Source organism: Candidatus Eremiobacterota bacterium (genome assembly GCA_031082125.1).
GTDB lineage: Bacteria > Vulcanimicrobiota > CADAWZ01 > CADAWZ01 > Ess09-12 > Ess09-12.
The window spans coordinates 524,075-547,613 of the sequence record JAVHLM010000001.1; the positions used below are offsets into that span (position 1 = coordinate 524,075).

At 55.6% G+C, this 23,539-nt stretch carries 21 protein-coding genes; 13 read left to right on the top strand and 8 right to left on the bottom strand.

Features of this window, described 5'->3' with window-relative positions:
* Positions 1 to 170 precede the first annotated feature (170 nt).
* The 4 genes from RDV48_02145 to RDV48_02160 all read left to right on the top strand — a co-directional run bounded on the left by RDV48_02145 (position 171) and on the right by RDV48_02160 (position 6,117).
* Entirely contained in the window at positions 171 to 1,532 is a 1,362-nt protein-coding gene (locus tag RDV48_02145) for a clostripain-related cysteine peptidase (GenBank protein ID MDQ7821577.1), read from the top strand.
* Between the two features lie 182 nt (positions 1,533 to 1,714).
* Positions 1,715 to 3,520, top strand: a complete 1,806-nt coding sequence (lepA, locus tag RDV48_02150; GenBank protein ID MDQ7821578.1) for a translation elongation factor 4 — start codon at positions 1,715 to 1,717, stop codon at positions 3,518 to 3,520.
* Between the two features lie 432 nt (positions 3,521 to 3,952).
* Positions 3,953 to 5,032 (top strand): SGNH/GDSL hydrolase family protein, encoded by a 1,080-nt coding sequence (locus RDV48_02155; GenBank protein MDQ7821579.1) that lies wholly within the window; start codon positions 3,953 to 3,955, stop codon positions 5,030 to 5,032.
* Between the two features lie 8 nt (positions 5,033 to 5,040).
* Positions 5,041 to 6,117, top strand: a complete 1,077-nt coding sequence (locus tag RDV48_02160) for an SGNH/GDSL hydrolase family protein (protein ID MDQ7821580.1) — start codon at positions 5,041 to 5,043, stop codon at positions 6,115 to 6,117.
* Between the two features lie 2 nt (positions 6,118 to 6,119).
* Here the strand turns inward: RDV48_02160 and RDV48_02165 are convergent, their stop codons facing one another.
* Positions 6,120 to 7,277 carry a hypothetical protein gene (locus RDV48_02165; protein MDQ7821581.1) on the bottom strand — a complete coding sequence of 386 codons (1,158 nt, stop codon included), beginning with the start codon at positions 7,275 to 7,277 and terminating at the stop codon, positions 6,120 to 6,122.
* Positions 7,278 to 7,312: 35 nt separating this feature from the next.
* Entirely contained in the window at positions 7,313 to 7,516 is a 204-nt protein-coding gene (locus RDV48_02170) for a DUF5989 family protein (GenBank protein ID MDQ7821582.1), read from the bottom strand.
* Positions 7,517 to 7,686: 170 nt separating this feature from the next.
* On the opposite strand from RDV48_02170, the gene RDV48_02175 reads away from it, so the two are divergent.
* Both RDV48_02175 and RDV48_02180 read left to right on the top strand, forming a co-directional pair.
* Positions 7,687 to 9,510: a carbamoyltransferase gene (locus tag RDV48_02175; protein ID MDQ7821583.1), complete on the top strand. Its 1,824-nt coding sequence runs from the start codon at positions 7,687 to 7,689 to the stop codon at positions 9,508 to 9,510.
* A complete protein-coding gene (locus RDV48_02180; GenBank protein ID MDQ7821584.1) occupies positions 9,507 to 9,953 on the top strand; it encodes an SxtJ family membrane protein in 447 nt (148 codons plus the stop codon). Before RDV48_02175 ends, RDV48_02180 begins: the two co-directional genes overlap by 4 nt.
* A 9-nt stretch (positions 9,954 to 9,962) precedes the next feature.
* Here RDV48_02180 and RDV48_02185 read toward each other — a convergent pair whose 3' ends face one another.
* Positions 9,963 to 11,654 carry an Ig-like domain-containing protein gene (locus tag RDV48_02185; GenBank protein ID MDQ7821585.1) on the bottom strand — a complete coding sequence of 564 codons (1,692 nt, stop codon included), beginning with the start codon at positions 11,652 to 11,654 and terminating at the stop codon, positions 9,963 to 9,965.
* A gap of 93 nt (positions 11,655 to 11,747) precedes the next feature.
* Between RDV48_02185 and RDV48_02190 the strand changes: the two genes are divergently transcribed.
* Entirely contained in the window at positions 11,748 to 13,991 is a 2,244-nt protein-coding gene (locus RDV48_02190; GenBank protein MDQ7821586.1) for an Ig-like domain-containing protein, read from the top strand.
* Positions 13,992 to 14,104: 113 nt separating this feature from the next.
* Positions 14,105 to 15,040: an energy transducer TonB gene (locus RDV48_02195; GenBank protein MDQ7821587.1), complete on the top strand. Its 936-nt coding sequence runs from the start codon at positions 14,105 to 14,107 to the stop codon at positions 15,038 to 15,040.
* A gap of 7 nt (positions 15,041 to 15,047) precedes the next feature.
* Here the strand turns inward: RDV48_02195 and RDV48_02200 are convergent, their stop codons facing one another.
* On the bottom strand, positions 15,048 to 15,638 hold the full coding sequence (locus tag RDV48_02200) for a 2-oxoacid:acceptor oxidoreductase family protein (GenBank protein ID MDQ7821588.1): 591 nt from the start codon (positions 15,636 to 15,638) through the stop codon (positions 15,048 to 15,050).
* 13 nt (positions 15,639 to 15,651) lie between these two features.
* On the bottom strand, positions 15,652 to 17,523 hold the full coding sequence (locus RDV48_02205) for an indolepyruvate ferredoxin oxidoreductase subunit alpha (GenBank protein ID MDQ7821589.1): 1,872 nt from the start codon (positions 17,521 to 17,523) through the stop codon (positions 15,652 to 15,654).
* A 192-nt stretch (positions 17,524 to 17,715) separates the two neighbouring features.
* Between RDV48_02205 and RDV48_02210 the strand changes: the two genes are divergently transcribed.
* Positions 17,716 to 18,345: a zinc ribbon domain-containing protein gene (locus tag RDV48_02210; GenBank protein ID MDQ7821590.1), complete on the top strand. Its 630-nt coding sequence runs from the start codon at positions 17,716 to 17,718 to the stop codon at positions 18,343 to 18,345.
* Between the two features lie 10 nt (positions 18,346 to 18,355).
* Here RDV48_02210 and RDV48_02215 read toward each other — a convergent pair whose 3' ends face one another.
* The gene (locus tag RDV48_02215; protein ID MDQ7821591.1) at positions 18,356 to 18,586 is read right to left on the bottom strand and encodes a hypothetical protein; all 231 of its coding nucleotides are present in this window, start codon (positions 18,584 to 18,586) and stop codon (positions 18,356 to 18,358) included.
* A 182-nt stretch (positions 18,587 to 18,768) separates the two neighbouring features.
* Here RDV48_02215 and RDV48_02220 point away from each other — a divergent pair, with 182 nt between their 5' ends.
* The 3 genes from RDV48_02220 to RDV48_02230 all read left to right on the top strand — a co-directional run bounded on the left by RDV48_02220 (position 18,769) and on the right by RDV48_02230 (position 21,158).
* Positions 18,769 to 18,954: a hypothetical protein gene (locus RDV48_02220; GenBank protein MDQ7821592.1), complete on the top strand. Its 186-nt coding sequence runs from the start codon at positions 18,769 to 18,771 to the stop codon at positions 18,952 to 18,954.
* A 132-nt stretch (positions 18,955 to 19,086) separates the two neighbouring features.
* Positions 19,087 to 19,509, top strand: a complete 423-nt coding sequence (locus RDV48_02225; protein MDQ7821593.1) for a hypothetical protein — start codon at positions 19,087 to 19,089, stop codon at positions 19,507 to 19,509.
* Between the two features lie 104 nt (positions 19,510 to 19,613).
* Entirely contained in the window at positions 19,614 to 21,158 is a 1,545-nt protein-coding gene (locus tag RDV48_02230; protein ID MDQ7821594.1) for a GAF domain-containing protein, read from the top strand.
* 35 nt (positions 21,159 to 21,193) lie between these two features.
* Here RDV48_02230 and RDV48_02235 read toward each other — a convergent pair whose 3' ends face one another.
* Positions 21,194 to 21,745, bottom strand: coding sequence for a phosphatase PAP2 family protein (locus RDV48_02235; protein MDQ7821595.1), 552 nt, complete (start codon positions 21,743 to 21,745; stop codon positions 21,194 to 21,196).
* A gap of 1 nt (position 21,746) precedes the next feature.
* Positions 21,747 to 22,742, bottom strand: coding sequence for an ABC transporter permease (locus RDV48_02240; protein ID MDQ7821596.1), 996 nt, complete (start codon positions 22,740 to 22,742; stop codon positions 21,747 to 21,749).
* Between the two features lie 101 nt (positions 22,743 to 22,843).
* Here RDV48_02240 and RDV48_02245 point away from each other — a divergent pair, with 101 nt between their 5' ends.
* Positions 22,844 to 23,527 (top strand): LamG-like jellyroll fold domain-containing protein, encoded by a 684-nt coding sequence (locus RDV48_02245; GenBank protein ID MDQ7821597.1) that lies wholly within the window; start codon positions 22,844 to 22,846, stop codon positions 23,525 to 23,527.
* The last annotated feature ends 12 nt before the right edge of the window (positions 23,528 to 23,539 follow it).

The following is a 23,539-nucleotide window of genomic DNA, read 5'->3' on the forward strand; positions in this document are numbered from 1 at the left end:
ACATTAAATATTTGTAAAATAATTGTGAATTGGGGCCGCGGCCCCCTTACCTTATATATCACTCACCCCCGCGAAAAGTAAAGTGACGTAAAATGTTCATAATTTTTCAATATTCATTTTGCCGGCTTTCTGCTATCATGAGTATGGAATTACTTACCATGGAGCATTTTATGATATCACCACTACACAGCAACAATCAGCCCCACATTCCACAAAGGGAGGCACCCCGGAAAGAGAGCGCCCCGGAGGCCCCTTCACCCGGCGACAGGTACGTGCCTTCGCAGGGAGAGGCACCGGGAAGCCCCCCTGCCCCTGAAGAGAAAGAATGGACCGTCCTTTATTACTTTGCAGGAAATAACGCCATCTCCGACGACATGATCAAGAAGATCTCAAGGCTGGAGGCCGTGGGAAGTGATGGCAATGTGAATGTGGCGGCGCAGCTTGGAAGAGCGTCAAACTCCGAGGTCCTTCCCGGCGGGAACCGCTTCTTCATTGAAAAGCATACCGACAAGATACCCGAGCAGGAAGAGCCCCGCATGCCCTGGAAGGCAAGCTCCACGCAATTACTGAAAAACATGCTCCACTCAAAGCCGGTGGAGAGCCTCGGCCCTACCGATATGAGCAATCCCGACACCCTGGCAGACTTTGTCGCCTGGGGAATGAAAAAATATCCTTCAAAGCACACCCTGGTGGTGGTGATGGATCATGGCTACGGATTTCTTGGCTCGCCTGATGACAACGAAGTGAAGCACACCATGACCATCAACGAGATGTCGCTGGCAATGAGGAAGGCCCAGGATCTCACCGGTAAAAAAGTTGATATCATAGGCTTTGACACATGCCTCATGGCCCAGGCCGAGGTGGCCTACCAGCTCAGGGATGCCGCAGGGTACCTTGTGGCTACCGAGGAGATTGAATATCCGCTGGGATGGCCTGAAGCGAAAATCGTGAAGCACATGAAAGACGATGCGCAGGCAGGCCCCCTCTCCGCCGAGGAATGCGCGCAGATAATAGTGGAAGAGTCATCCCACGCCACGGATTCCACGAAAACCATGTCGGCGCTGAAGCTGGAAGGCGCAGATCGCATTGCCGCGAGCACAAACGACCTTGCAGACGCCCTTTTGAAACTCATGGCCGCCCGGCCGGAAATGAAAATCCTTGTGAGGGACCTCGTGATGAAGACCCACAATTACTGTCTGGTCATCCCTAATGAGCAGCTCTGCCAGGATTACCGCGATCTTTACAGCCTCGCTGAAAACCTTGCTTCAAGCGGCGGAATAGCATCGCCCGAGGTGAAGAAAGCAGCAGAGAGCGTGATGAATGAGATCAAGCAGGCCGTGGTGGCCGAGATGCACGCCGGTGAAGAAGGCGGAGGCTCCCATGGAGTTTCAATCTATATCCCCACGAAGGGATTCATCGACTCTTACAAAACCGAGACGGGTGCAGAGGTGAATCCCCACGAGCGCTATCTTGCCAGCGACTTTGCCAGGGCCACCCTCTGGGATGAGCTCATCGAGAAGCTGAAAGCCTGAGGGCACCTGCAGCAGGAGCGAGGCAAGCCCCCTGCGATTTTCCCTTCAGATTCCTCTCCTCTGGTGAAGGAAAAAGACTTTCCGTGATGAAATTCAAGAATTTGCCCACAAGGGGTTCCCACTGACAAGGTGACGGCGGCCCCGCTTTTGAAAAAGACGCATTCCTCCAAGGAGCAGCTCTCATGGAACAGAGAATGAGCACCATACGCAATTTTTCCATAATCGCCCACATCGATCACGGCAAGTCAACGCTCGCTGACAGGCTTCTCGAGTTCACGGGGACCATCGCTCCCCGCCAGATGGCCGACCAGGTATTGGACAAGATGGAGCTTGAGCGGGAAAGAGGCATTACCATCAAAGCCCATCCAGTCACCATAGATTATCACCACCCCGACGGTGAGACCTACCGCCTCAACCTCATTGACACGCCGGGCCACGTTGATTTCACCTATGAAGTCTCAAGGTCCCTTGCAGCCTGTGACGGAGCCCTCCTCGTGGTAGACGCCTCGCAGGGAGTAGAGGCCCAGACCCTCGCCAACTATTATCTTGCCATGCAGAACAACCTGGAAGTGATCCCTGTCATCAACAAGATAGATCTCCCCGTGGCTGATCCTCCAAGGGTAAAAAGGGAGATCGAGGATATCCTGGCCCTTCCGGCAGACGATGCCGTGCTGGTTTCCGCCAAGGAAGGCATCGGCACCAGGGAGGTCCTCGAGGCCATCGTGAAGCGTCTTCCCCCGCCGAAAGGGGAGAGCGGCAAGCCCCTCAGAGCTCTCATCTTTGATTCCCAGTACGACTCTTACAGGGGCGTCATCCTGTTCATCAGGCTCGTTGACGGGACCGTGGGGAAGGGAACGCACATCAGGATGATGTCCTCCCAGATAACCTACGAAGTGGACGAAGTGGGGATATTCAAGCCGGAGATGACCCGCACCGAGGCTCTCACGGCTGGTGATGTGGGCTACCTCATCGGGCAGATCAAAGACATCAAGGAGACAAGGGTGGGCGACACGGTGACCCTGGCCGTCGAGGGCACCACCGAGGCCCTGCCGGGCTACAGGGAGGTGCTGCCGATGGTTTACTGCGGCCTCTACCCCGTGGACAACACCGAGTACGGGTCGCTCCGTGACGCCCTTGAGAAGCTCCAGCTCAACGATGCCTCCCTGGTCTTCGAGCCGGAAAACTCGCTGGCCCTTGGCTTCGGCTTCCGCTGCGGCTTCCTGGGCCTCCTCCACATGGAGATTATCCAGGAGCGCCTCGAGAGGGAATACGACCTCACCCTCATCGCCACGGCGCCGAGCGTCGTGTACCGGGTTTATACCACGGCACAGGAGCTGCTCAGGATGGAAAACCCCTCGCAGCTCCCCGATCCCACCATGATTGAGTATATCGAGGAGCCCCTCGTAAAGGCAACGGTAATGTGCCCCGAGAGCTTTGTCGGAGCCGTCATGGACCTGTGCCAGAACAAGCGCGGCATCTTCAAGAACATGGAGTGCCACCTGGAAAACCGCTACCTCCTCACGTACGAGATCCCCTTCGCCGAGATAATCACCGACTTCTTCGACCAGCTCAAGAGCCGCACAAGAGGCTACGCCTCCCTGGACTACGAGCCCACCGGCTACCAGAAGGCGGATCTTATCAAGCTGGACATCCTGGTCCATGGTGAAAAGGTCGATGCCCTCTCGCTCATTGTCCACAAGGACGATGCCTACGCTGCGGGAAAGCGCCTCGTGGAAAACCTGAAGGATGCCATACCGCGCCACCTCTTCGTGATACCAATCCAGGCGGCGGCAGGCGGAAGGATCATTGCAAGGGAGACCATCTCGGCCATGAGGAAAAACGTCCTTGCAAAATGCTACGGCGGCGACATCACCCGCAAGCGAAAGCTCCTGGAAAAGCAGAAGAAAGGCAAGAAGCGCATGAAGACCATCGGGAACGTGGACATTCCCCAGGAAGCCTTCCTGGCGGTGCTCAAGGTGAAGGAATAACCTTATTTCAGCACAGGGGCATTCATGGCTCTTTCTCCTCCACAGGGACCTTGCTCATACAGGCTTTTGCATGGTGGTGCTTCCTTCCTTTTGATACGGGAAAGAACAGAGAGATTCATCGGCCATGGAACTCAGGAAGGCCGCAATGAAAGAGGAGATGGCGGGAAAAAGGAGAATAGAGAGAATAACGCGAGGAACCAAAGGAAATGCAGGACCGTCAGAAAAAGATACTTTCTGCAGTGCTCCGAAATCCCTTGTTCTGGGTACTACTCATCATTCTGCTTCTCATCGGGTTTATTTTTTTCTTCGAGGGAGGCTACCCCAGATATATCAAAACCATGTATAATATCTTTTAGGGAACCTCACCTCTCCTCATCCCAGCCTGGCTCCCTTCTCTCCCTCACCACGGAGTGAACATCACAGGAGGTGCTCTTGTCAGAATCACCACCTTCGCAGTCGCCAGAGACTGGCGTGCCCCCTGCTGGCGAAAATGCAGAAAGAAAGCCTTCGGGCAAAAAGAGATTCTATACTTCTGCGATAGGCATTTTCATCATAGTCCTTCTGAGCCTCATTGCAATTGAGGTCGCCACGAGATCTCTCTACCCCGAGCAGGCCCTCACCGTGCCTGACGCCTATACCTTTTACCGGATCAGGCCCGACCTCAAGGACTACCGCAGATCAAATCCCTTCAGGGTCCAGTCCTCCGTCTCAACCAACGAGGACGGCTTCAGGGCGGCGGGAGTCCACAGGAAAAAGAATCCCGGCACCTACAGGGTACTGTGCATCGGGGACTCCATCACCTTCGGCAATTATGACATAGGCAATGAAGAGACCTATCCCTATTACCTGCAGGAATTCCTCAAGAGAAAGCACCCTTCGAGGGATTTCGAGGTGATCAACGGGGGGTGCCCGGGATATACCTGCCTGCAGGGCATGGAATTGCTCAGGCGGAGAGGCCTTGCCTACAGCCCCGATCTTCTTATCATCGGTTATCTGCACCATGAAATGGTCAAGGTGCCTGTTCGCGACTCGGACAGAATGAATATTCCCGGCCCGGTAAAGCTCACACGGTCAGTCCTCTACGGAAGCGCTTTTTACCGCAAGCTGAAACAGGGTGTGCAGGAAGTGGAGGAGGACCCTGAAGCCGGCAGAAAGGAAGGGTCAGTGAGCCGGGTCTCTCTTGAAGAGTATAAGGCGACAATGGAGAAATTCATCAAGATTGCAGAGGACCGCGGGGTAAAGCTGATCTTTCTGAACCTTCCCACGGCAAGGAGCGTTGTCTCCAAGGAGGATAAGGATTACCGCGAAGCTCTCAATGATCTTGCCAGCGGGAAAAAAATTCCCCTCTTTGATGCCTATACTTACTTCTGCTCGCAGTATGAGAAGAAGAGAATCCCCCTCTTCACCGTCGATTCCATCCATCCCAACGCTTACGGGAACATGGTCATGGCCCAGGGTATCGCAGACTTCATTGACAAGAAAGGGTTTCTCAATGAAGGAGAAAAAAAATAGGGATTACCATGCGTAAAGAGCACGCAGCCGAAGGCTCCGAAGAGAAAAAGCTCCCTGATTACGGGGAAGCATTCCGTCGTCCCTCCAGAATCATAAAGCTCATACTGCTTAATATCTTTATTGCGGCGGCCTTTCTGGGCCTCATGGAATGGAGCACCAGGCAGTGGCACAGGGAAAACCAGATCTTCATCCCTGATGCCTACCTCATGTTTGCCCCCCGGAAAAATCTTGCCGCCTTCAAGGTGATGACTCCCATGGGGAGCTGCACTGTCTCTACAAATGCCGACGGCTTCAGGACATGGCCCGGAGCCCCACCCGTAAAGGCCTCCAGGCCTCCCGGCACCTGCAGGATCATCTGCCTGGGGGACTCCGTGACCTTCGGGAACATCAACATCTCCGACAAGGAAACCTACCCATACTGTCTCGAGAAAAAGCTCTCGGAGGAAAAAACCGTGAAGCCTGTAGAGGTGATGAACGGCGGCTGCCAGGGATACACTTCCCTCCAGGGCCTCGAATTCTACCGCAGAACGGCGGTGAAATACAAGCCTGACCTGCTGATAATCGGGTTTCTCAACAATGATCTCTCCCCCTGCGTGGAGCCGGACCAGGCAAAGCTCTCCTCATCGGAGGCGGGAAAGTTCCTGAAATCCCTTCTCTACCGAAGCGCCTTTTTCAGGATGCTCAGGGTCAGAATCAAAGGCGACAGCTTCCTGGAGCGCTATCAGGGCCCCGATACCGCTCAGATGAGGGTCCCCTGCGAGGACTACCGCAATGCCATGGAAGAATTTCTCTCCCTCGCATCAAAGGAGGGAACCAGAGTCATATTTCTGAACCTCCCTGCCAACATATCGGGATTGAGATTCAAGGAGGCCGAGTACCGCGAGGCCGTCCGCGACCTGGCCTTCTCACGGAAAGCCGGCTTTATCGACCTGATCGCCCCCTTCACCTATTACCAGACCTATTATCACACGACCTTGTTCAGCGACATGGTCCACCCGACAAAACAGGGAAACGAGGTGATGGCCGATTATATCGGAGAGTTCCTCATTGACAGGGGCTACCTCACCCGTGAGGGGAAAAAATAAGCTCACCTCGGGGCTTTCACAAGGCCTTTGCCGGCGATGAATTTCTCAATGACCTCTGCCGCAAGAGCATGGCCCTTCTTGTTCCAATGTGGGTCCATGACATAGTAGAGCCGCCCTCCTTCCCTGGAGGCCTTGAAGGCCTCCAGCAGATCGACAAGCACAATGCCTTCCTTCTCCGCAAAGGCTGCAAGCTCCCTGTTGGGACGCTCGAGATCGGGCGCTCCCGAAATGCCATAGGCCCTGGTCCACTGGGGAAGGTCGCCGCCATAGATCTGGAAGCTCGAGGGCACGACGACGACAACGAGGGGAATCCCATGGGCACGGGCCTGCGAGTGCATGTTCCTGAGGGCCTGAAAGGCTCTCCTGCGCGCATCCCTGATCAGCTCAGGCTGCTCACCCGATATGAAGGCATCAAGACCGTATCCGCCCAGCAGCTCTTTTTTCCCTCCCATGGCCTTGATGACTTTCCCTGCGGTATCAACGACGCCGAAAAGGGGGGAATACCTCATGAGGGCGATTCTCGCAGAGACCAGCAGGCGAGGCGTATGCTCCACTGTTGATTTCGTCACGAGATAATGATCAACTTCCACCATGTTGTCGGCGTTCAGAATATCCCAGTCAACAGGCCAGGTTTCTACGATGACAAGGGATGGCTTGACCGTGGCAAGCATTGTCCCGAGCATCCTTTCGTCCTGTTCCAGGCCGAATCCGGGAACACCGGCAGAGATGACAGGCCGGGCCATGCCCTTCATGAGCAGAAAGGGGAAGGAGTCCCCGGCATTGACTCCCCACCCGAAGGAGAAGGAGTCCCCTATGACAAGGACAGGCGAAGAACTCCCCTCGCCTCCTATGACCCTCAGGCCGCTCGATTCAGTGATTATCTCGGTGGAAAACTCCCTGGTCACGAAGGGGATATGAAGGCCCGGCAGAACACGCCACCGGAACTCGCTGTCTTTCCTGTAAAGAGGGGGATACTCGCGGGCCCGCAGGGCGGGGTACCAGCAGCCTTTCACAAGGCGGCATCCAAGGTGAAGCAGGATTTCAAGCACCAGCAGAAATATCACCAGGGCGGCAAAAAACTTCCCCGCCCTGGCAGGAAAAGATCTCCCTGCCGCTCCCCCTTTGAGAGGCTTGCTTTCTGGTGCCTGATCACTTCCCATATCGCCTGTTCTTTCTGCGCTTCAAGAGGCCGGCACTAGAAGAGAGTGTAAATAAAGGGCGCAAGCACTGAGCTCTCTGCAAAAATGATGATTATCGAGAGAAGTATCAGTATCACAATGATGGGAATGAGCCACCACTTGTCTTTCCCGATGAGAGATTTGAAAAAACCGAGAACGGTCTTTATCTTTTCCATGGTCTTTCCTTTCTTTCCCGGCGCATCCAGGGGGTATTCTCCCATGGAAAGCCTATTTCCTCTCTCGCAGCAGGGAAAAAATACCTGGGGAGCGGGAGCTCCGGGACTCTTTCCGGCGACGCATTTTTTCCGGCCGGTGAAAATGACCTGCCACGGAGGAATAAGGGCGGGGAGGTAGAATAAAGGGAAATCTTCACCGGAAATGGGGTGATTTTTTGTATATACTGGGAATCTCAGCATTTTATCATGACAGCGCAGCCTGCCTTTTGAAAGACGGCGACATAGTTGCAGCAGCCCAGGAAGAGCGTTTTACCAGGAAAAAGCAGGATTTCAACTTTCCAAAGCGCGCCATACAGTACTGCCTTGACGAAGCCGGCATCAAGGAATCGGATCTCGACTACGTGGCTTTCTACGACAAGCCTTTCCTGAAATTCGAGAGGATTCTCGAGACGCATCTGGCCTTCGCGCCGGCGGGCTTCCACGTCTTCCTGCAGTCAGTCCCCACGTGGCTCAAGCAAAAGCTCTGGATGGGCGATCTCGTGAAAAACGAGCTCAATACCAGGGCTCCCCTCATCTATCCCGAGCATCATGAGTCCCATGCGGCATCATGCTTCTATCCCTCGCCTTTCAGCAGGGCGGCCTTTCTCACCATAGACGGTGTGGGAGAGTGGACAACGACGAGCTTTGGAAGGGGCGAGGGGAACTCCTTCGAGATCTTGAAGGAGATAAAATTCCCCCATTCCCTGGGCCTTTTCTACTCGGCCTTCACTTACTACACGGGCTTCAAGGTGAACTCCGGCGAGTACAAGATGATGGGGCTCGCCCCATACGGCAACCCCAAATATGTGCAGCTCATCTACGACAACCTCATTGACGTGAAGGAAGACGGCTCCATCAGGCTCAACATGAAATTCTTCAATTACTGTACCGGCATGACCATGACCAACAAGGCTTTTGATGAGCTCTTCGGGCTTCCCCCGAGGGTGGCCGAGTCAATGATGACGACGGAGTCGCAGCCTTACCTTGATATCGCCGCATCGGCCCAGGTGGTCACGGAAGAGATAATGCTCAAGATGGTCCGCCACATCCACAAGGAGACCCAGGAAAAATACCTGTGCCTCGCCGGCGGCGTGGTACTGAACTGTGTGGCCAACGGGCGTATCCTGCGGGAAGGGCCCTTTGAGGATATCTGGATTCAGCCTGCAGCGGGCGATGCGGGAGGAGCCCTCGGTGCGGCCCTCTTTACCTGGTACCGCTATCTTCAGAACCCGAGAACCACGGGGGAACACGATACCCAGAAAGGCTCGTACCTCGGGCCGGCCTTTTCCAACGAGAGGATCCTGGAGTTCCTCACCACCAAGAAAATTCCCCACCATTTCGTCGAGACTGCCGATATCCCCGATAAAATCGCGGGGCTCATCGAGGAGGGAAAGGTCATCGGGTGGTTCCAGGGGAGGATGGAATTCGGGCCCCGGGCACTCGGCTCGCGGAGCATCATCGGCGACGCCCGAAACAAGGAGATGCAGACTCTGATGAACATGAAGATCAAGTTCAGGGAGTCTTTCAGGCCCTTTGCCCCCTCGGTGATGGCAGACCGCGTTTCCGAGGCCTTCCAGATAGACAGGGAGAGCCCCTATATGCTCCTGGTGGCCAACGTGCAGGAGAGCCGGTGCCGCAAGATGTCCGAGAGCGAGGATAAGCTCTGGGGGATAGAAAAGCTCAAAGTGTCGCGCTCAGACATCCCGGCAATCACCCATGTGGATTATTCCGCGAGGATCCAGACGGTGAACCGCCGCGACAACTCCCTTTACTATGACATGATCAAGGCATTTCATGCCAGGACAGGCTGCCCGGTGATCATCAACACCTCCTTCAACGTGAGGGGCGAGCCCATCGTGTGCCGGCCCGAGGAGGCCTATATCTGCTTCATGCGCACCCACATAGATTACCTTATCCTCGGGAACTACCTCCTCGACAAGAGAGAGCAGCCCGAAATGAAGGACGACATTGACTGGCGCAAGGAGTTTGTGCTGGATTGACGGCAAGACCACAGAAGACAAGGAGCAGAATCGTGAGCAAGAACAAGCCTGACACAAAAATCCTCAGAAGCTTCGGCCTTCTCATCGGGGCTATCTTCCTGCTGCTGGGACTCTGGCAGTACTGGCCTGAAAAGAGCTTCACCACGGCAAGCCTCGTGCTGTTCGCGCTTGGCGCCCTTCTTCTGATACCCGGCGCCCTGTTCCCCGCGGTGCTCGCCCCCGTCTACCGCGGGTGGATGGCAGTTGCCCATGCCATGGGATGGCTCATGACCAGGCTCATCCTCGCACTGGTGTTCTTCCTTATCTTTACGCCCGCGGGGCTTATCATGAGGCTGCTGGGAGCTGATCTCCTGAAGCTGAGATTCGAAAGGTCGGCTGAAACCTACTGGATCACAAGGCCGCAGAAGCCCTTCAACAAGGCGGAGTGCGAGAACCCCTTCTAGCAGAGGCCCCTATTTTTTTATGACCTCGCCGATCTCAATCCAGCCGCTGTCCTTGCCCACCCTGGCATAATAGACCATGATGGTGCCGTTGGGCAGCACCGCTACGGCGGGGTCATGGAGGTCTTCCTCGTCGTTGGTGGCAAGCTTGTCACCGACGGTCCAGGTGAGCCCGTCATCAGAGGTCGCACTCCAGATCTCGGGCTTTCTCTTGGCCGACGACGGCTTTGTGTATACCATATAAAATTTACCATCAGGGAGCTGCACCACATCGGCTCCCACACCTTCAACCCGCGTTCCCGCTTCGGCCTCGAATTGCTTTCCATCATTGGAGATGGCGCTGTAGGTATGTGCAGAGGTGTCACAGTAGTAAAGCCGCCACTTCCCCTCTTTTGTTTTTACGACGCTCGCAGTGCTTGCCACATCACGATCGGTGGCTGAGCGAAAGCAGAGGCCCTCCCTCTTCCAGCTCACCCCGTCATCTGATATTGCCGAGTAAAGCCAGTTGGACTTTGCGAGCTTGTCCTTCTTATATGCATCATAGTACATGCGGTATCTTCCCCCGCCAAGGCTCACCACCGTCGGCGATGCGATGATCCCCTCCTCGTCAGAGGAGGTGACGGGTGTCCCCGATTCCTCCCTGAAGGTGATGCCGTCATCGGAGGTGCCGCTCTTGAGCTCTCCGGCGCCGCCATAAAATATCCTTATCACGCCATCTTCAAAGGCCCTCACGGAGATAGCCCCTCCAAAGGGCCTCTCGAGCTTTCCCACGACTCTCATGGCAAGCTCTCCCGATGGGGTTGTCGGCGTAGCCACGGGATCTATGGGGGCGGGAATGAAGGCTATCGACGACGACCCCATGGCCCTCCCCGTCTGGGCCGTCACCTGGCCGCTTCCCGCCGTCGTTGACGTCACATAGGTGACAAGCTCGCCCTGGGCATCGGTGGCAATCTTGTCCGGCGCTATCCTGCCGTTGGTGGTGGCGAGCTTCACCACCTGGTAAGCGAGGGGCTTGCTCGAGAGATCGAGGACCTGCACCTTCACCATGGCTTTTTCCCGGCCGTTGGCAGGCACCTTGTCGGGGGTGACCGTGATCTTTATCGATCCCGCCAAGCCTCCCGACGTGGGATTGGGGAGGATGAGATCGCAGGGAACGGCGCTGTACATCCAGAAGCCTTTCCAGGGATCAAGCCTGCCCCCGGGCGTCACCTTATGATAGGACCTGATGACAGGGTCATAGCCGAGCAAGGTGGCCATGAGCCACCCCCTCGCCTCGGCCTGCGCCACTTCAACACGAACGCCCTGGTAGCTCACAAGGGCTTTGGACCAGTCAAAATAATAGGCATAGGGATTGCCAATCATGTTCCAGCCTGCATTGAGCCTCACATTCACCACATGGCTCGAGTTGAGCTCGCCGTCAACGGTAAAGCTCATTGCCTGCCGGCCGTGCATCCAGAAGGCCTGGCCGGGCCTTATGAACGATGTGTTCCCCGAGGACCTTTTCGTGTAGGCCGAGCCTTCGAAGCGGTAAATGGTGCCGTCAAATCCCCTGATCGAATCAACGGAGCTGAAGGGGAAAGAGACAAGGTACCACCCGGGCGGGCCGCTCACGCTGTTGAGCGTGGTGGCGATGCCGGCTCCCAGGGCATAAGGGGAACAGAACAGCAGAAAGAGGATCAGCAAAGAGGTAACTTTTCGCAGCATGGGCTTAGTGCTCCTTCCTGTAAATTCTATCAAAAAAGGGAAAAAAGGTAAAGGGGTGGGGTGAAGAAGAATCTCTGAGGGCAAGGAGCATCAATGGCAAATCCCTTCTTAGTGCTTTTTCTGTTTTACACATTGACACTGAACGCTCTCATGCTGGCCCACCGGGATATTGCCGTGACCCAGGGCATTGGAGGTATTGAAAGCCGCCGTACGCCAAAAAAACAGGAGCCTCTCGTCTCCCGGAGCAGGCACTATCCACCGGGAGTCCATGATATATGCTTTCCTTTCGAACTCACGGCCTGCACCAAGGGATTCTACGGCAGGCTCAATGCGTATTACCAGGGCACCTGGCGCTTTGTCCCGACCCCTCCTCCCTTTCTCCATGCAGGCAAAGGTTACCGCCTCTTTAACGACACTCCCCTCACCATCACCATCGAGGGTGTCACGGCTGAGGGGCCTGTCACCGTCGTCCCCCTCTCGGGGGGATGGAACTTCGTAGGAAACCCCTACGAGGAGCGAATGCCCTGGAACGCCGCAAAGGTCTTCGTGCAGAAGAAGATTATGCCTGTTGACGAAGCGGTGGGGAGGCACCTCATCAATGCCACCCTCAAGGAGTATGAAAACGGAGAGCTGAAAAAGGTCCTCAGCTCTTCGGAGTCCATGGAGCCCTGGAAGGGCTACTGGACTTTTACCACGGAGCCATGCTACCTTCTCTTCGTCAACCCGGGGGAGGCAATGGAGCCTGCCGGGGGGACCCTTGAGGTCACGGCGTCTCCTTCGGCCATACCCGCCGATGACACCACCTTTTCCGTGATAGAAGCCACCTTGAAGGACTCACAGGGGGAGCCGCTGGCCGGAAGAGAGATCCATCTTGAAACTGTCATAGGAAGGATCGTCCCCAGGACCATCATGACCGATAAGAACGGAAAAGCAAGGGCCACCTTCCTTACCGGCACGCTGGGCAATACCATCATTGCCGCTTCGTGCGGGTCCATGATAAAGGTCTGCCCGCTCTCCATCACTGTCCCGGAAAAGAACATCCCTCCCCCGGAAAAACCGGCAGAAAGCCTCGTGAATGCCGCCGTGCCCCTCATGAAAGAGGGAAGATTCGGCATCAACGGCTTTCATGAGATAAACATGGCACAGTTCCCGGGGGAGTCAGCCAGGGAATATATCAACTGGGAAGCCCGATCCATCTTTGACGGCGGGATCAGCTTCAACAGGACCATATCCCCCCAGGGAGGCCTTCTTGCCTGGAAATTCATCGAGGGAAAGCCAGGCGTGTATGATTTCTCTTATTCTGACGCCTTTGTCCGCGAGGTGCAGAAATACCGTATAAGGCTTCTCGCTGTCCTGAGCACCAGCAACTCGCGCCTTTCACGGCCGCGCACTTTTATCGGCGAAGATTACTCGAAGCCCCACGATTTTGAGGCCTTCGCAAGGTACGTGGAAAAAGTCGTCGAGCGGTACGACGGCGACGGGTACGAAGACATGCCCGGGCTCAAATACCCCATCAAACACTGGGAGATTGGAAACGAGCCCGAGATGCCTTTCGAGCACGACAGCGGGGCTTTCCTGCGCACCATGAAGACCGCCTACGAGGCGATGAAACGGGCCGACAGGGACGCCAAGGCGCTGGTCTTCGTCTCCAATTTTGAAGAGGAGATGACGCCCCGCGAGCGCGTCATGAGACGATTCTGGGATGACATTCTCGCCCAGGGAGGCTACGAATACATAGACATCCTGAGCATTCACCACCCCTTGATGGCGAATGCCGAGCGCTTCCAGGGCCTTTCACCCTTCTGGCAGAAGATGCAGAAAACCGCCGGGAAGAAGAAAGAGGTCTGGATGACTGAATGGGGCATTGTCACAGGAATAGCGATAAACGACGACATCCTGAACCCCGGGTATCACATGGTCTTTGCAGGGGGAAGCGAGGAGGACACGGCCTCAAGCTTCGTCAAATTTGTCGCCAAGGGATTCGCCACAGGCATAGACCGGTTCTTCTGGACCTTTTTCTATGCCACCAAGTCGGAGTTTATGGCCAAAGCCTCGCTCTGCAAGCCCAAGGGATTCCCCAACCTCACCTATTATACTCAGAAGCTTATTGCCCTCAAGATCGGCGGTTTTACCTCGGCCAGGGAGCTCCGGCCCGGCGTTTATGAGTTCATGGTGAACGGAAAGCCTGTATACGTGGCCTGGAACGCCCAGGATTCGGCCTTGCCCGTGAGGGGTATGGCCAAGGTGACTGACATTCACGGAAATGAGGAAGAGCTCCTCATGGAAGAGGTGATCCTGAAGAAGTCACCCCTCATCTTTGAGCCGGCAGGGAAATAAATATTGTCCAGGGAAGAAGTCTGTGGTATAATTATGATAGGGAATAAAAGGTGCTCCTGCGCGACTGAATGCATGAAAAAAGGCAGTAAATCTCGTCGGAAAGGTGACATGTCATGAGAAAATACTTCGTGATGCCCAAGAAGCGCATGAAATGGCAGACTATTCACACGGCGGTAATGGTGGCCGTCTTCTTCCATCTCATGCTCCTCACTGCTTACGCTATTTTCAAGCCCGAGACGAGAAAGAAGGACTACGAGTTCTTCGAGGTGAAGGTCGTGGAGCAGGAGAAGCCCCAGCAGCAGGAAGTGAAGGAAAAGACCACCATCAAGCTCCCCAAGTCAAAGGCGCTTGTGAAGGACATGCAGGACTTTGAGCCGGCGCCGGCACCTACCTATAAAGAGGTTCCTTCGCTCCCCAGCAAGGCTTACCCCACCATAGCCCCCATGGCCAAGCAGGCCCCGACCCTTCCCGGGGGCTCGAGCGGGGGAGGACCGCCGGTGCTGGGCACTCCCGTCGATAGCGGAGGAGAGTTCAACCAGAACGGCGGGTGGGGCAACGGGCCTGCCGGCTCGGGCGACGGATCAGGAATCCCCAACGGGCAGGGATGGGGCGGCCCCGTCACCGGTGGTGACGGCGCAGGGGGCGCGGGCCCCGGCGGCTTCGGCGGCGGCAACGACTTCGGGAACACTTCCCTTTCCGACAAGATCAAGGACATGAAATGCCTCATGTGCAAGGTGGAGAATGCCCAGACAGGGACGCTCACCATGGATGTGAACAAGCAGCCCCAGCTTCTCAACTTTGAAAAGGCCGTGCAGTCGATGTTCGCCCATAATCCCGACACGTCAAAGTCATACACGGTCGAGCTGAAGCTTTCCGTCGATGAGACAGGGAAGGTGGACAACGTGGAGCTCTTGAGGCCATCGGGAAACCGCGACCTGGACGACGCGGCCCTGGCATGGGGAAAGTTGATGCGCTATGCGGTATTCTATGAGAACGGGAAACCGACACGGTGCTATGTCTACTGCCCCCTTCTCATCGAGCCCAAGTAGCCAAAGGTCAAGGAAGAGCCTCAGCGGCAGGGGAATTGAAAAGCTCAAGGTTCATTTCCAGGACCTTTCCCTCAAGAAGGTCATCGAGGGCTCTTTGATAATGCTCCCTGTTCACTCCGGGTATGAGCCCGTCGCGGGCTATCACCGCCAGCAGGACCATGTTCTGCATCCTTGAGTCCTTCAGATCATCCCTGAAAGCCGCCACTTCACTGATGCCTCTTCTGAGGCATTCCCGGGTAATGAGCTCCCGGGTGACAGCGGCTGCTTTTCCCAGGCGGACGGGAAGAGGCTGAAGCACCGTGTCATAATAGACGAGCGTGCCGCCATCCTTAAGGGCGACATTCATTGCCCTGAGGGCTTCAGTGCGCTCCAGAGCCACCACCAGGTCGGCCTTTCCTTCGGCGATAAGGGGGGAATGAGCGCTTTCCCCGATTCTCACGTGGGAGATCACAATCCCGCCCCTCTGGGCAAGGCCATGGGTGTCTACCGCCTTCACCGGGAGACCGGCAAGATCGGCAGCCCTCAAGAGAGCCTCGCAGAGAAGGCCGATGCCCTGCCCCCCCACGCCGGTGACATAGATATCGAAATTCTTTTTCATCAAGGGGGCCTCCTTATATGGTAGTGAGCTCAATGGCTTCTGACGGGCATGCCTTGAGGCAGGAGCCGTCGCCGATGCAGAGATCGCGGGTCACTGTCACGGCGCCGTCCTCCCCCACCTGGAAACTGGGGCAGCAGAATACGGCAGTGCACTCGTGAGCCTTGGTACAGCGCTCTCCGCTCACGGAAGCAAAACCATGAGCCGCGCCTTTCCTCCTTCGCTCCCTGGTGAATTTCAGCATGCAGGGATGCCTGGCAATCACCACGTTGAAGCCCTCCTCATCGAGGGATTCCCTCACGGCCTCGGTGAGCTTCTTCTGATCATAGGTGTCAACCTCGCGGATTGCTTTCACGCCGAGCCCCTCAAGCACCTTCCTTACCGGGATCTTATCGACAGCCTCGTTGAAGTTGTGCCCCGTGGCGGGATGATCCTGGTGCCCCGTCATCGCCGTGGTGCCGTTCTCCATGATTACCAGCGTGAGGCGGTGCCTGTTGAAAAGGGCATTGACAATGCCGGGAATTCCCGCGTGAAAAAAAGTGGAGTCGCCCAGAAAAGCCAGCACTCTCCGGGTCTTGTTGAAAAGCGAGAGCCCTGCGCCAGTTCCCGTCGAGTGCCCCATGCAGAGAAGGACCTCCCCTATAAGGTATGGCTCCAGGAAACCGAGGGTATGGCACCCGATATCTGCAACGGTAATATCTCCTTCCCTTAATGCCTTCTTTATGGCATAAAAAGCAGAGCGGTGGCCGCAGCCGGGGCACATCTGGGCAGGCCTCTGTGGCACCGGCGGGCCTGCGCCTCTGCCGGACTTTCTTTCAGGGAGAAGATCGGCCCATGTTTTGCTGAGAACCTCATGCACCTTGCCGGAAGTATACTCGCCGACCCAGTCCTCAGGATCTGTCTTGCCGGTGATCTTTACCGCGATGCCCTCCTCGAAGGCGAGGGCCTTGATGTCTTTCTCCAGCAGGTCGTCGAGCTCTTCGAGGATCTTCACCTCACGGTGGCTCCTGAGAAAGTCCGCCACAAGGCTTCTCGCGAGAGGATAGACGATTCCCAGCTTCAGGATGTCGGGTTTCCTCTCGGCGCCTTCAAGAGCGTCCAGAAGCGACAGGAAGGGAAGGCCGGCGGTGATGACTCCCCTCTCTCCGTTTCCATGGTCAACCAGCCTGTGGTAAAGGGATTTTTCAGAATAACAGGCTGTTTCTCCGAGTTTTGCCAGCGCTTTCCTCTTGAGGGGGAACACTGCCGACGTGATGGGGATGTAAGGGCCGTTTTTTCTGTCGAAGCGGGGAATGTGATCGGGCGGTACAGGCTCCCAGGGCCCGAAGGAAACCTTCTCCTTGGCATGGCACACATGGGTGGTAAGGCGCAGAATGACCGGCATTTTCTTTTCCTTTGAAAGAGCTGCCGCCTCCAGGTACATGCCATAGACCTCGCCCGGTGAAGCCGGCTCGAAGACCGGGATATAGGAAAGGCGGGCATAGTGCCGGTTGTCCTGCTCATTCTGCGACGAATTGGCGCCGGGATCGTCGCCAAGCACTATCACCAGGCCTCCGATGAGCTCAAAAAGTCCGAGCTGCACAAAGGAGTCAGCCGCCACGTTGAGGCCGACGCTCTTGAAAAATACCGTTGAGAAATGGCCGTTCACCGAGGCCCCGAAGGCCACTTCCGTCGCCACCTTCTCATTCACTGAAAACTGGAAATAGAAGGGCCTCTGAGAAGAGGCGATACTCTTTATCACCTCGGCAATCTCAGGCGTCGGAGAGCCTGGATATGAGGTGACGACCCTTACCTGGGCTTCCAGCATCGCCCGAACAATGGCGGTATTGCCCATCACTATCTCGGAAAAGCCCTGCCGTGAGAGCAGCATATCACCAAGATGCTTCATCAGTCCCTCCCTGTAGCAGCCTTTTTGAGGCCTTTTCCCTCCATGTTAAACATTCAGGGAGTTTTTCCTTTCATGGCTTTCTGCACACCAGCAGTGACAGTACCGGAAGGGAGCCCGCCCTGAAGTGAAGAATAAGAGGGGGGTGGGCAGGCCTTCTCCTGGTCCATGGGGCCGGGAATAGAAAGGAAAGACATGTACTGCGAAAACTGCGGAGAAACAGTGCTTCCCGGGGCGCGCTACTGTGACTGCGGCGCCCCTTTGCCACTCCAGGGAAAAAGCACGGACATACAGGCGAGGCCGCCCAGGGAGAAAGGTGAGCCGCTGGGGCTCTTCACTTCCCTCACAGGGATAGGCCTGGGCTCCATGGATATCCAGCTTGAAAAGTATCATTATTACTGCGGCGAGCGCCTCAGGGGCCGCATCATCCTTCACCTCAAGGCTCCCGCGCATGCCGCAAGGCTTGCCGCCGGTCTTTATGCACACCGAACCATCAGGACACGCACAGTGAACAGCAAGGGCGAGCTGGCCACGGAATCGCGCTCGGTAAAAGTCTATGAGTTTGAGTACAATGTCGATGGCACGGGCGAGTATCAGACCTGCGAGTATCCTCTTGAACTCGTCATCCCCCTTGATGCCTGCGGAGAGGGGCCCCATCTCCCCGAGGGCGCCCTCGGGGATATCGCCCGCGTAGTGGCATATTTCATCGATGACTGGAAATCGCCCGTGTACTGGGTAGTCTACGGAACACTTGAGATCCCATGGAAAGCAGCTATCCGGAAAAAAGTCCAGATTACCGTCACGCAGAGAAAAGAGACACGCTGAGAGGGAAGCTTCAGCTCCTGAGCAGGGAAGCGGCGCGGCTTTCCCTGGTGAGAAACCTCATGAAGGGATATATTTCCACGATGTCCCGGGGATTCACCGCGATGAGGCTTGAGTCCGTCCTGAGATAGTAGCTTGTCCCGTTGCATCCAAGGACTCCGAAGCGCCATTCATCATTTCCGTCAAAGCCCCGGAGCACCAGATAGACAGGATTTCCCAAAAGGCTTGCAAGAGAGTCACCCATTGTCCCCACCCCACTTATAGAATATAGCAGATGGTGAGATTTATCCATGGAGCTGCAAAAATCCTTCCTATGGAAAAACAAATTGTTACAATACGGCAACAGAAAATTAACATGAGAGCCCTTGATTAAGGCCTTCCTTGCAGTGATATATACCCATGTGAACTTATCCATAGGAGGTACTTATGTCAGACGATTTTGCAATCGGGAAGATTGGCGACAAGAAGAAGACCGAGGAAGCCGGAGCAGCGGGCTACCAGCCGCAGGCAGCTCCGCCGCCGCCTCCGCCGCCTCAGGAACAGGCCGGTGGCGGGCTTGATCAGATCCAGGACAAGCTGGATATCAAGTCATTCGACGATCAGAAACAGTAAAGGGAACTGTTAAAGTCTTAAAAAGCCCGTCATATGGCGGGCTTTTTAATTTTGGCGTGAAGGCGGAGGAGAAGCCCTTCCGGGAGGAGAAGGTATCCCCGTGAGAACAAGGTCTTCCCCCAAGGAGGTACTATGATAAAGGTCACCATGGCCCTTCTTGCCGACTTTGCAAGCATTGCGATAGGCGGCAAGCTCAACATTCTGGGCATTTTTGACTCCCTCCACACCCCGGCGGTTCCCGTGGTCATTCCCCACATCTACCTCGTGATGCGAATCGAAGGGGACGTGGGAGAAGCGGGAAAGCAGTACGAAGCGGACATGCAGCTCATTGATGATGACGGCGGGAAGCTCCTCTCCCTTCCGGGATTCCTTGTGCTTCCCCAGCCGCCGCCTGGCAAGTTCGAGATAAAATATGACCAGCTCTTCCCCTTCTTCAACCTCAAGTTTGAGCGGTTCGGAAACTATGAGTTCAAGATTTTCATCAACCGCGAGATGCGGGCCAGCGTACCGCTGTCGGTGGCAAGAATCGAGGCGCCCCCTCAGAACCAGGGCTAGAAGAGGTTGCAGGGAATAGAGGAGGAAGACGGCAGGAGCAAGAATAAAATATGCTTGCCCCATTTACAGATTCGAAGGGGGCTTTTTGAAAAAGGAGGACGGATATGAAAAAAAAGGCAGTGCCGGAGCTCAACCTTTGTGACATATGCCTCTGTATCAATTCATACGACCGCTACGATGAAGTGATGAGCAAAATAGTCCAGAGGGCTACTGAAATCGTCGATCTGAAGGGCGCTATGATACGCCTTCTTGATAAAAAAGGCCAGGCTCTTGAAATAGCATCATATTACGGCCTCAGCAGGGACTACGTGGAGAAAGGCCCCATGATGCTCGATAAGAGCTCCATAGACAGGGAGGCCATCACCGAGGGCAGGACAGTCTTTGTGGCCAATGCCCAGAAGGACAAGCGCATCCTTTACCCCGACAAGGTAAAAGAAGAAAAAATCACCTCCGTGATCTGCGCTCCCCTCAAAACGCCTTTCCATACCCTGGGAGTCATCAAGGGCTATGCCTCCCGGCAGCGCAGGTTCACCCAGGACGAGATCGCGCTCTTTGAAAAGCTTGCCGGGCAGGCGGCAGTGGCCATTGAAAACCTCAAGGCCCTTGAGCGGGACAAGATCCTCCTTGAGATCTCCAGGAAGGTCAACTCGTCGCTTGACTTGTCGAACGTGCTCCAGACGACCGTAAAACTCGCCGCGGAGTCAATGAAGCTCAAAGCCGCCACCATCCGCCTCCTTGATGAAAACAAGCACAAGATGGTCCTCAAGGCCGCCTGGGGCCTCAGCGAGAAATTCCTTGAGTACGGCCCCTATGACCTGAGCGATCTCCCCATAGACCAGGAGGTGCTCGCCGGCAAGACGATTTATATCCCCGTAGTGACCGAAGACACGAGGTTCATCTTCCCCGAGTTCGCGAAACAGGAGGGGATTGTCTCGGCCCTCTGCGTGCCTCTCCAGGCGATGGAAAGGACTTTCGGGACCCTCAGGATTTACACCGCCACGGAATATCAATTCAGCGAGGATGAGAAGAATTTTCTCCTCACCCTTGCCAACCAGGCGGCAATCGCGGTGAACAACGCCATCCTGTACAACAGGCTCCATACCCTCTTCCTGGTGAGCACCTCCCTCAGCAAGAGCCTGGATATCCACCAGGTATTCAAGACCATTACGGAGGGCGCCACAAAGGCCACGAATGCCCAGGGCTGCGCGCTGCTCCTCTGGGACTCGGAGTTCAACAGGTTCAGCCTTGAAGAGTCCTACGGCGTGAGCAAGGAGTTCCTTACGACCATCAAGGAGAACTATGTGGACCAGTCAAAGGAGATACTGTGCGGCGAGCGGGTAATCACCAGCAGGCTGGAATGCGAGCTGGACCAGAAATGCCTCACCGTGGCATCGAAAGAAGGGATCAACTCCTTCATCAACATCCCGATGAAGTCCAAGGAGCACCTCACGGGCATACTCCAGTGCTACTTCTTTACCACCCGCGATTTTACCGATGACGAGATAGAGTTCTTCTACGCCCTCGCCAATGAGGCCGCCGTGGCAATTGAAAACGCCAAGCTCTATGACGCCATCAACAAGAAATACAACCACCTGGTGGAAGACATTTTCCTCTGGTATGACGGCACCTACAAGGGAATGGACGACTGAGAGGACCAAAGCCTGCTCCATGAATGGCAGCGGCACTATGAGGGCTCCGCGAGAGCCCTTTTTCCTTTCATGCGATAAAGGTACAGGAAAAGAAAGCCCACTGCAAGCCCGGTAAGGGCGCCTGCCGCCACGTCAAGGGGATGGTGCATGCCGCAGTAAATCCTGGAGATGCACGTAAGGAGGGAAAAGATCACGAGGGGCCACCTGAGGGAGGGGTAGAAATATGATAATATCACCGTGCCCGCCACAATGGCATTGGCATGGCCCGAAGGAAATGAGCTGTTGGTCCACTGGTGGCCGAGGCTCTTGATCCCCTCGAGGTACATGTAAGGGCGGGGCCTGTTCCAGAGGTGCTTGAGGAGCTTTCCCACCACCTGGTCACTGACAATCACCGTCAAAATGCAGAGAAAGGCCGCGGTTTTTCCCTTTTCCCTGTCAGTAAAGAGCACCACGAGACAAATTATCCAGAGGAGAGCTCCCCATTCGCCCAAGAGGCTTACCAGGTACATGAGGCCGTCGAGAATCGGCAATGATACGGCATTCACGGCCTTGCAGATCGCTATATCATACTGGAGGAGAGCTTCCATGTCAGGAGGTGCCCTCCAGCCGGATTCTCGGATCAACCAGAGAGTAGCACATATCTGCAATGATGTTGGCGAAGACCACGAGGATCGAGCTTATGAAGATGTCTCCCATGAGGATGGTGTAGTCGCGGTGAAATACTGCCTCCATCCCCAGGCGCCCCATGCCGGGCCACGCGAATATAAACTCAATGATGAAAGCACCGGCAAGGATCTCCGGCAGGGAGAGGGCGATTATGGTAATGAGGGGGAGGAGGGAGTTCCTGAGGGCATGGCGCCAGATTACCTGCACTTCCGAGAGGCCCTTCGAATAGGCCGTCCTGATATAATCCTCGCCAAGCACCTCGAGAAGCGATGAGCGTATATAGCGGCTCCACGTGGCAAGGTTCCTCACCGTGAGGACCATCACCGGGAGAAAGAGGTGCCAGAGGAGGTCCACCCCTAGCTCCAGGGGGCTTCCTTCCACAAGGTTGGTCATTCCCATGGGGGGAAAGAGGTCCCACCGGAGTGAAAAGTAATAGATCGCCATAAGGGCGAGCCAGAAAGGGGGAAGGGATATCCCCACAAAGGAGAATATCGTGAAGACATAGTCAAAGAAGGAATACTGCCGCACTGCAGAATAAATCCCCAGGGGGAGAGCCAGGATAATGCTCAGCACGTAGGCGGTGCCCATCAGCACAAGGGTGGCGGGAACCCTCTCCATGATGCTCTCCAGTACGGGCCGGCCGTTGACGAGGGAAAAGCCCAGGTCGCCTCTCGTGACAAGATTTTTGAGCCAGATGCCGTACTGCACATACAGGGGCCTGTCAAGTCCCAGGTTTCTCCGGATCTGCTCCCTGTCTTCAGGCCTTGTCCTGGGGCTGATGAACATCTTGGTCGGATCTCCCGGGGCAATCCTCACGAGCAGAAAAGTGAGGATCGTGATGACGAGAAGAAGCGGAATCGAGAGAAGGACACGCTTTATGAGATATCTTGCCACACTGCTTTCATTCTTTTTTGCCATGAAAATTCCTCCAGGCCTCTCGGCTGAGAGAGGAGAAAGGGGGCACCCGTTGAAGTACCTCCCTGATTTTGTAGATTTTATCCTGCATCAAGGACGGTCATATGAAGCGCGGTATCACTCTCTCCCTGGCATCTGCCTTGCTCCTCCTTACCCTCCAGATCCTCTTCGTGGTCCCGCCTCCTGCCTCCGCAAGGGCGACAGCGGCAAGCGAGTATCATCTTGAGGAATACTATTTTGACGGAAATGAGTATATCGGCGTGCCCAAGGCGCCCAGAACTGAAAAGGGGGTCACCATGGCCTGCTTTTTCAAGCCTGAAAAGGAATCCTTCAAGAATGCCGCTACCCTCATGGGAAGGTGGAAGGACACGGATGGCTACCGCTCGTATAACGTGAGCCTCACTGAGGATTACCACATCAAGGTCTGGCTTGAGATATGCGCGGAATCCTCGAACATCAACCACGAGGTGGCCCTCGTGCTCAAGAATGGCGCCAAGATTGACCAGTGGCAGCACCTGGTGGTCACCTACGACGGAAAGGACATCAAGGCTTACTATAACAGCGTGCTTGACTCCGACAAGATCTTCGGCGGGACCCTCGTGATGACGAAGGCCCCCGATCTGATTGTAGGAGCCATGGAGAACTTCATTGATTTTTCCAAGGGGAATCTCTTCAAGGGAACGATGCGCAAGGTCTATATCTTTAACAGGGCCATCGACGAAAACGAGGTGAAAAGGCTTTACCAGGAAGGCCTTCCTCTCCCGGACAAAGGCTCCGGCACCCCCTGATCCTCATCGGCA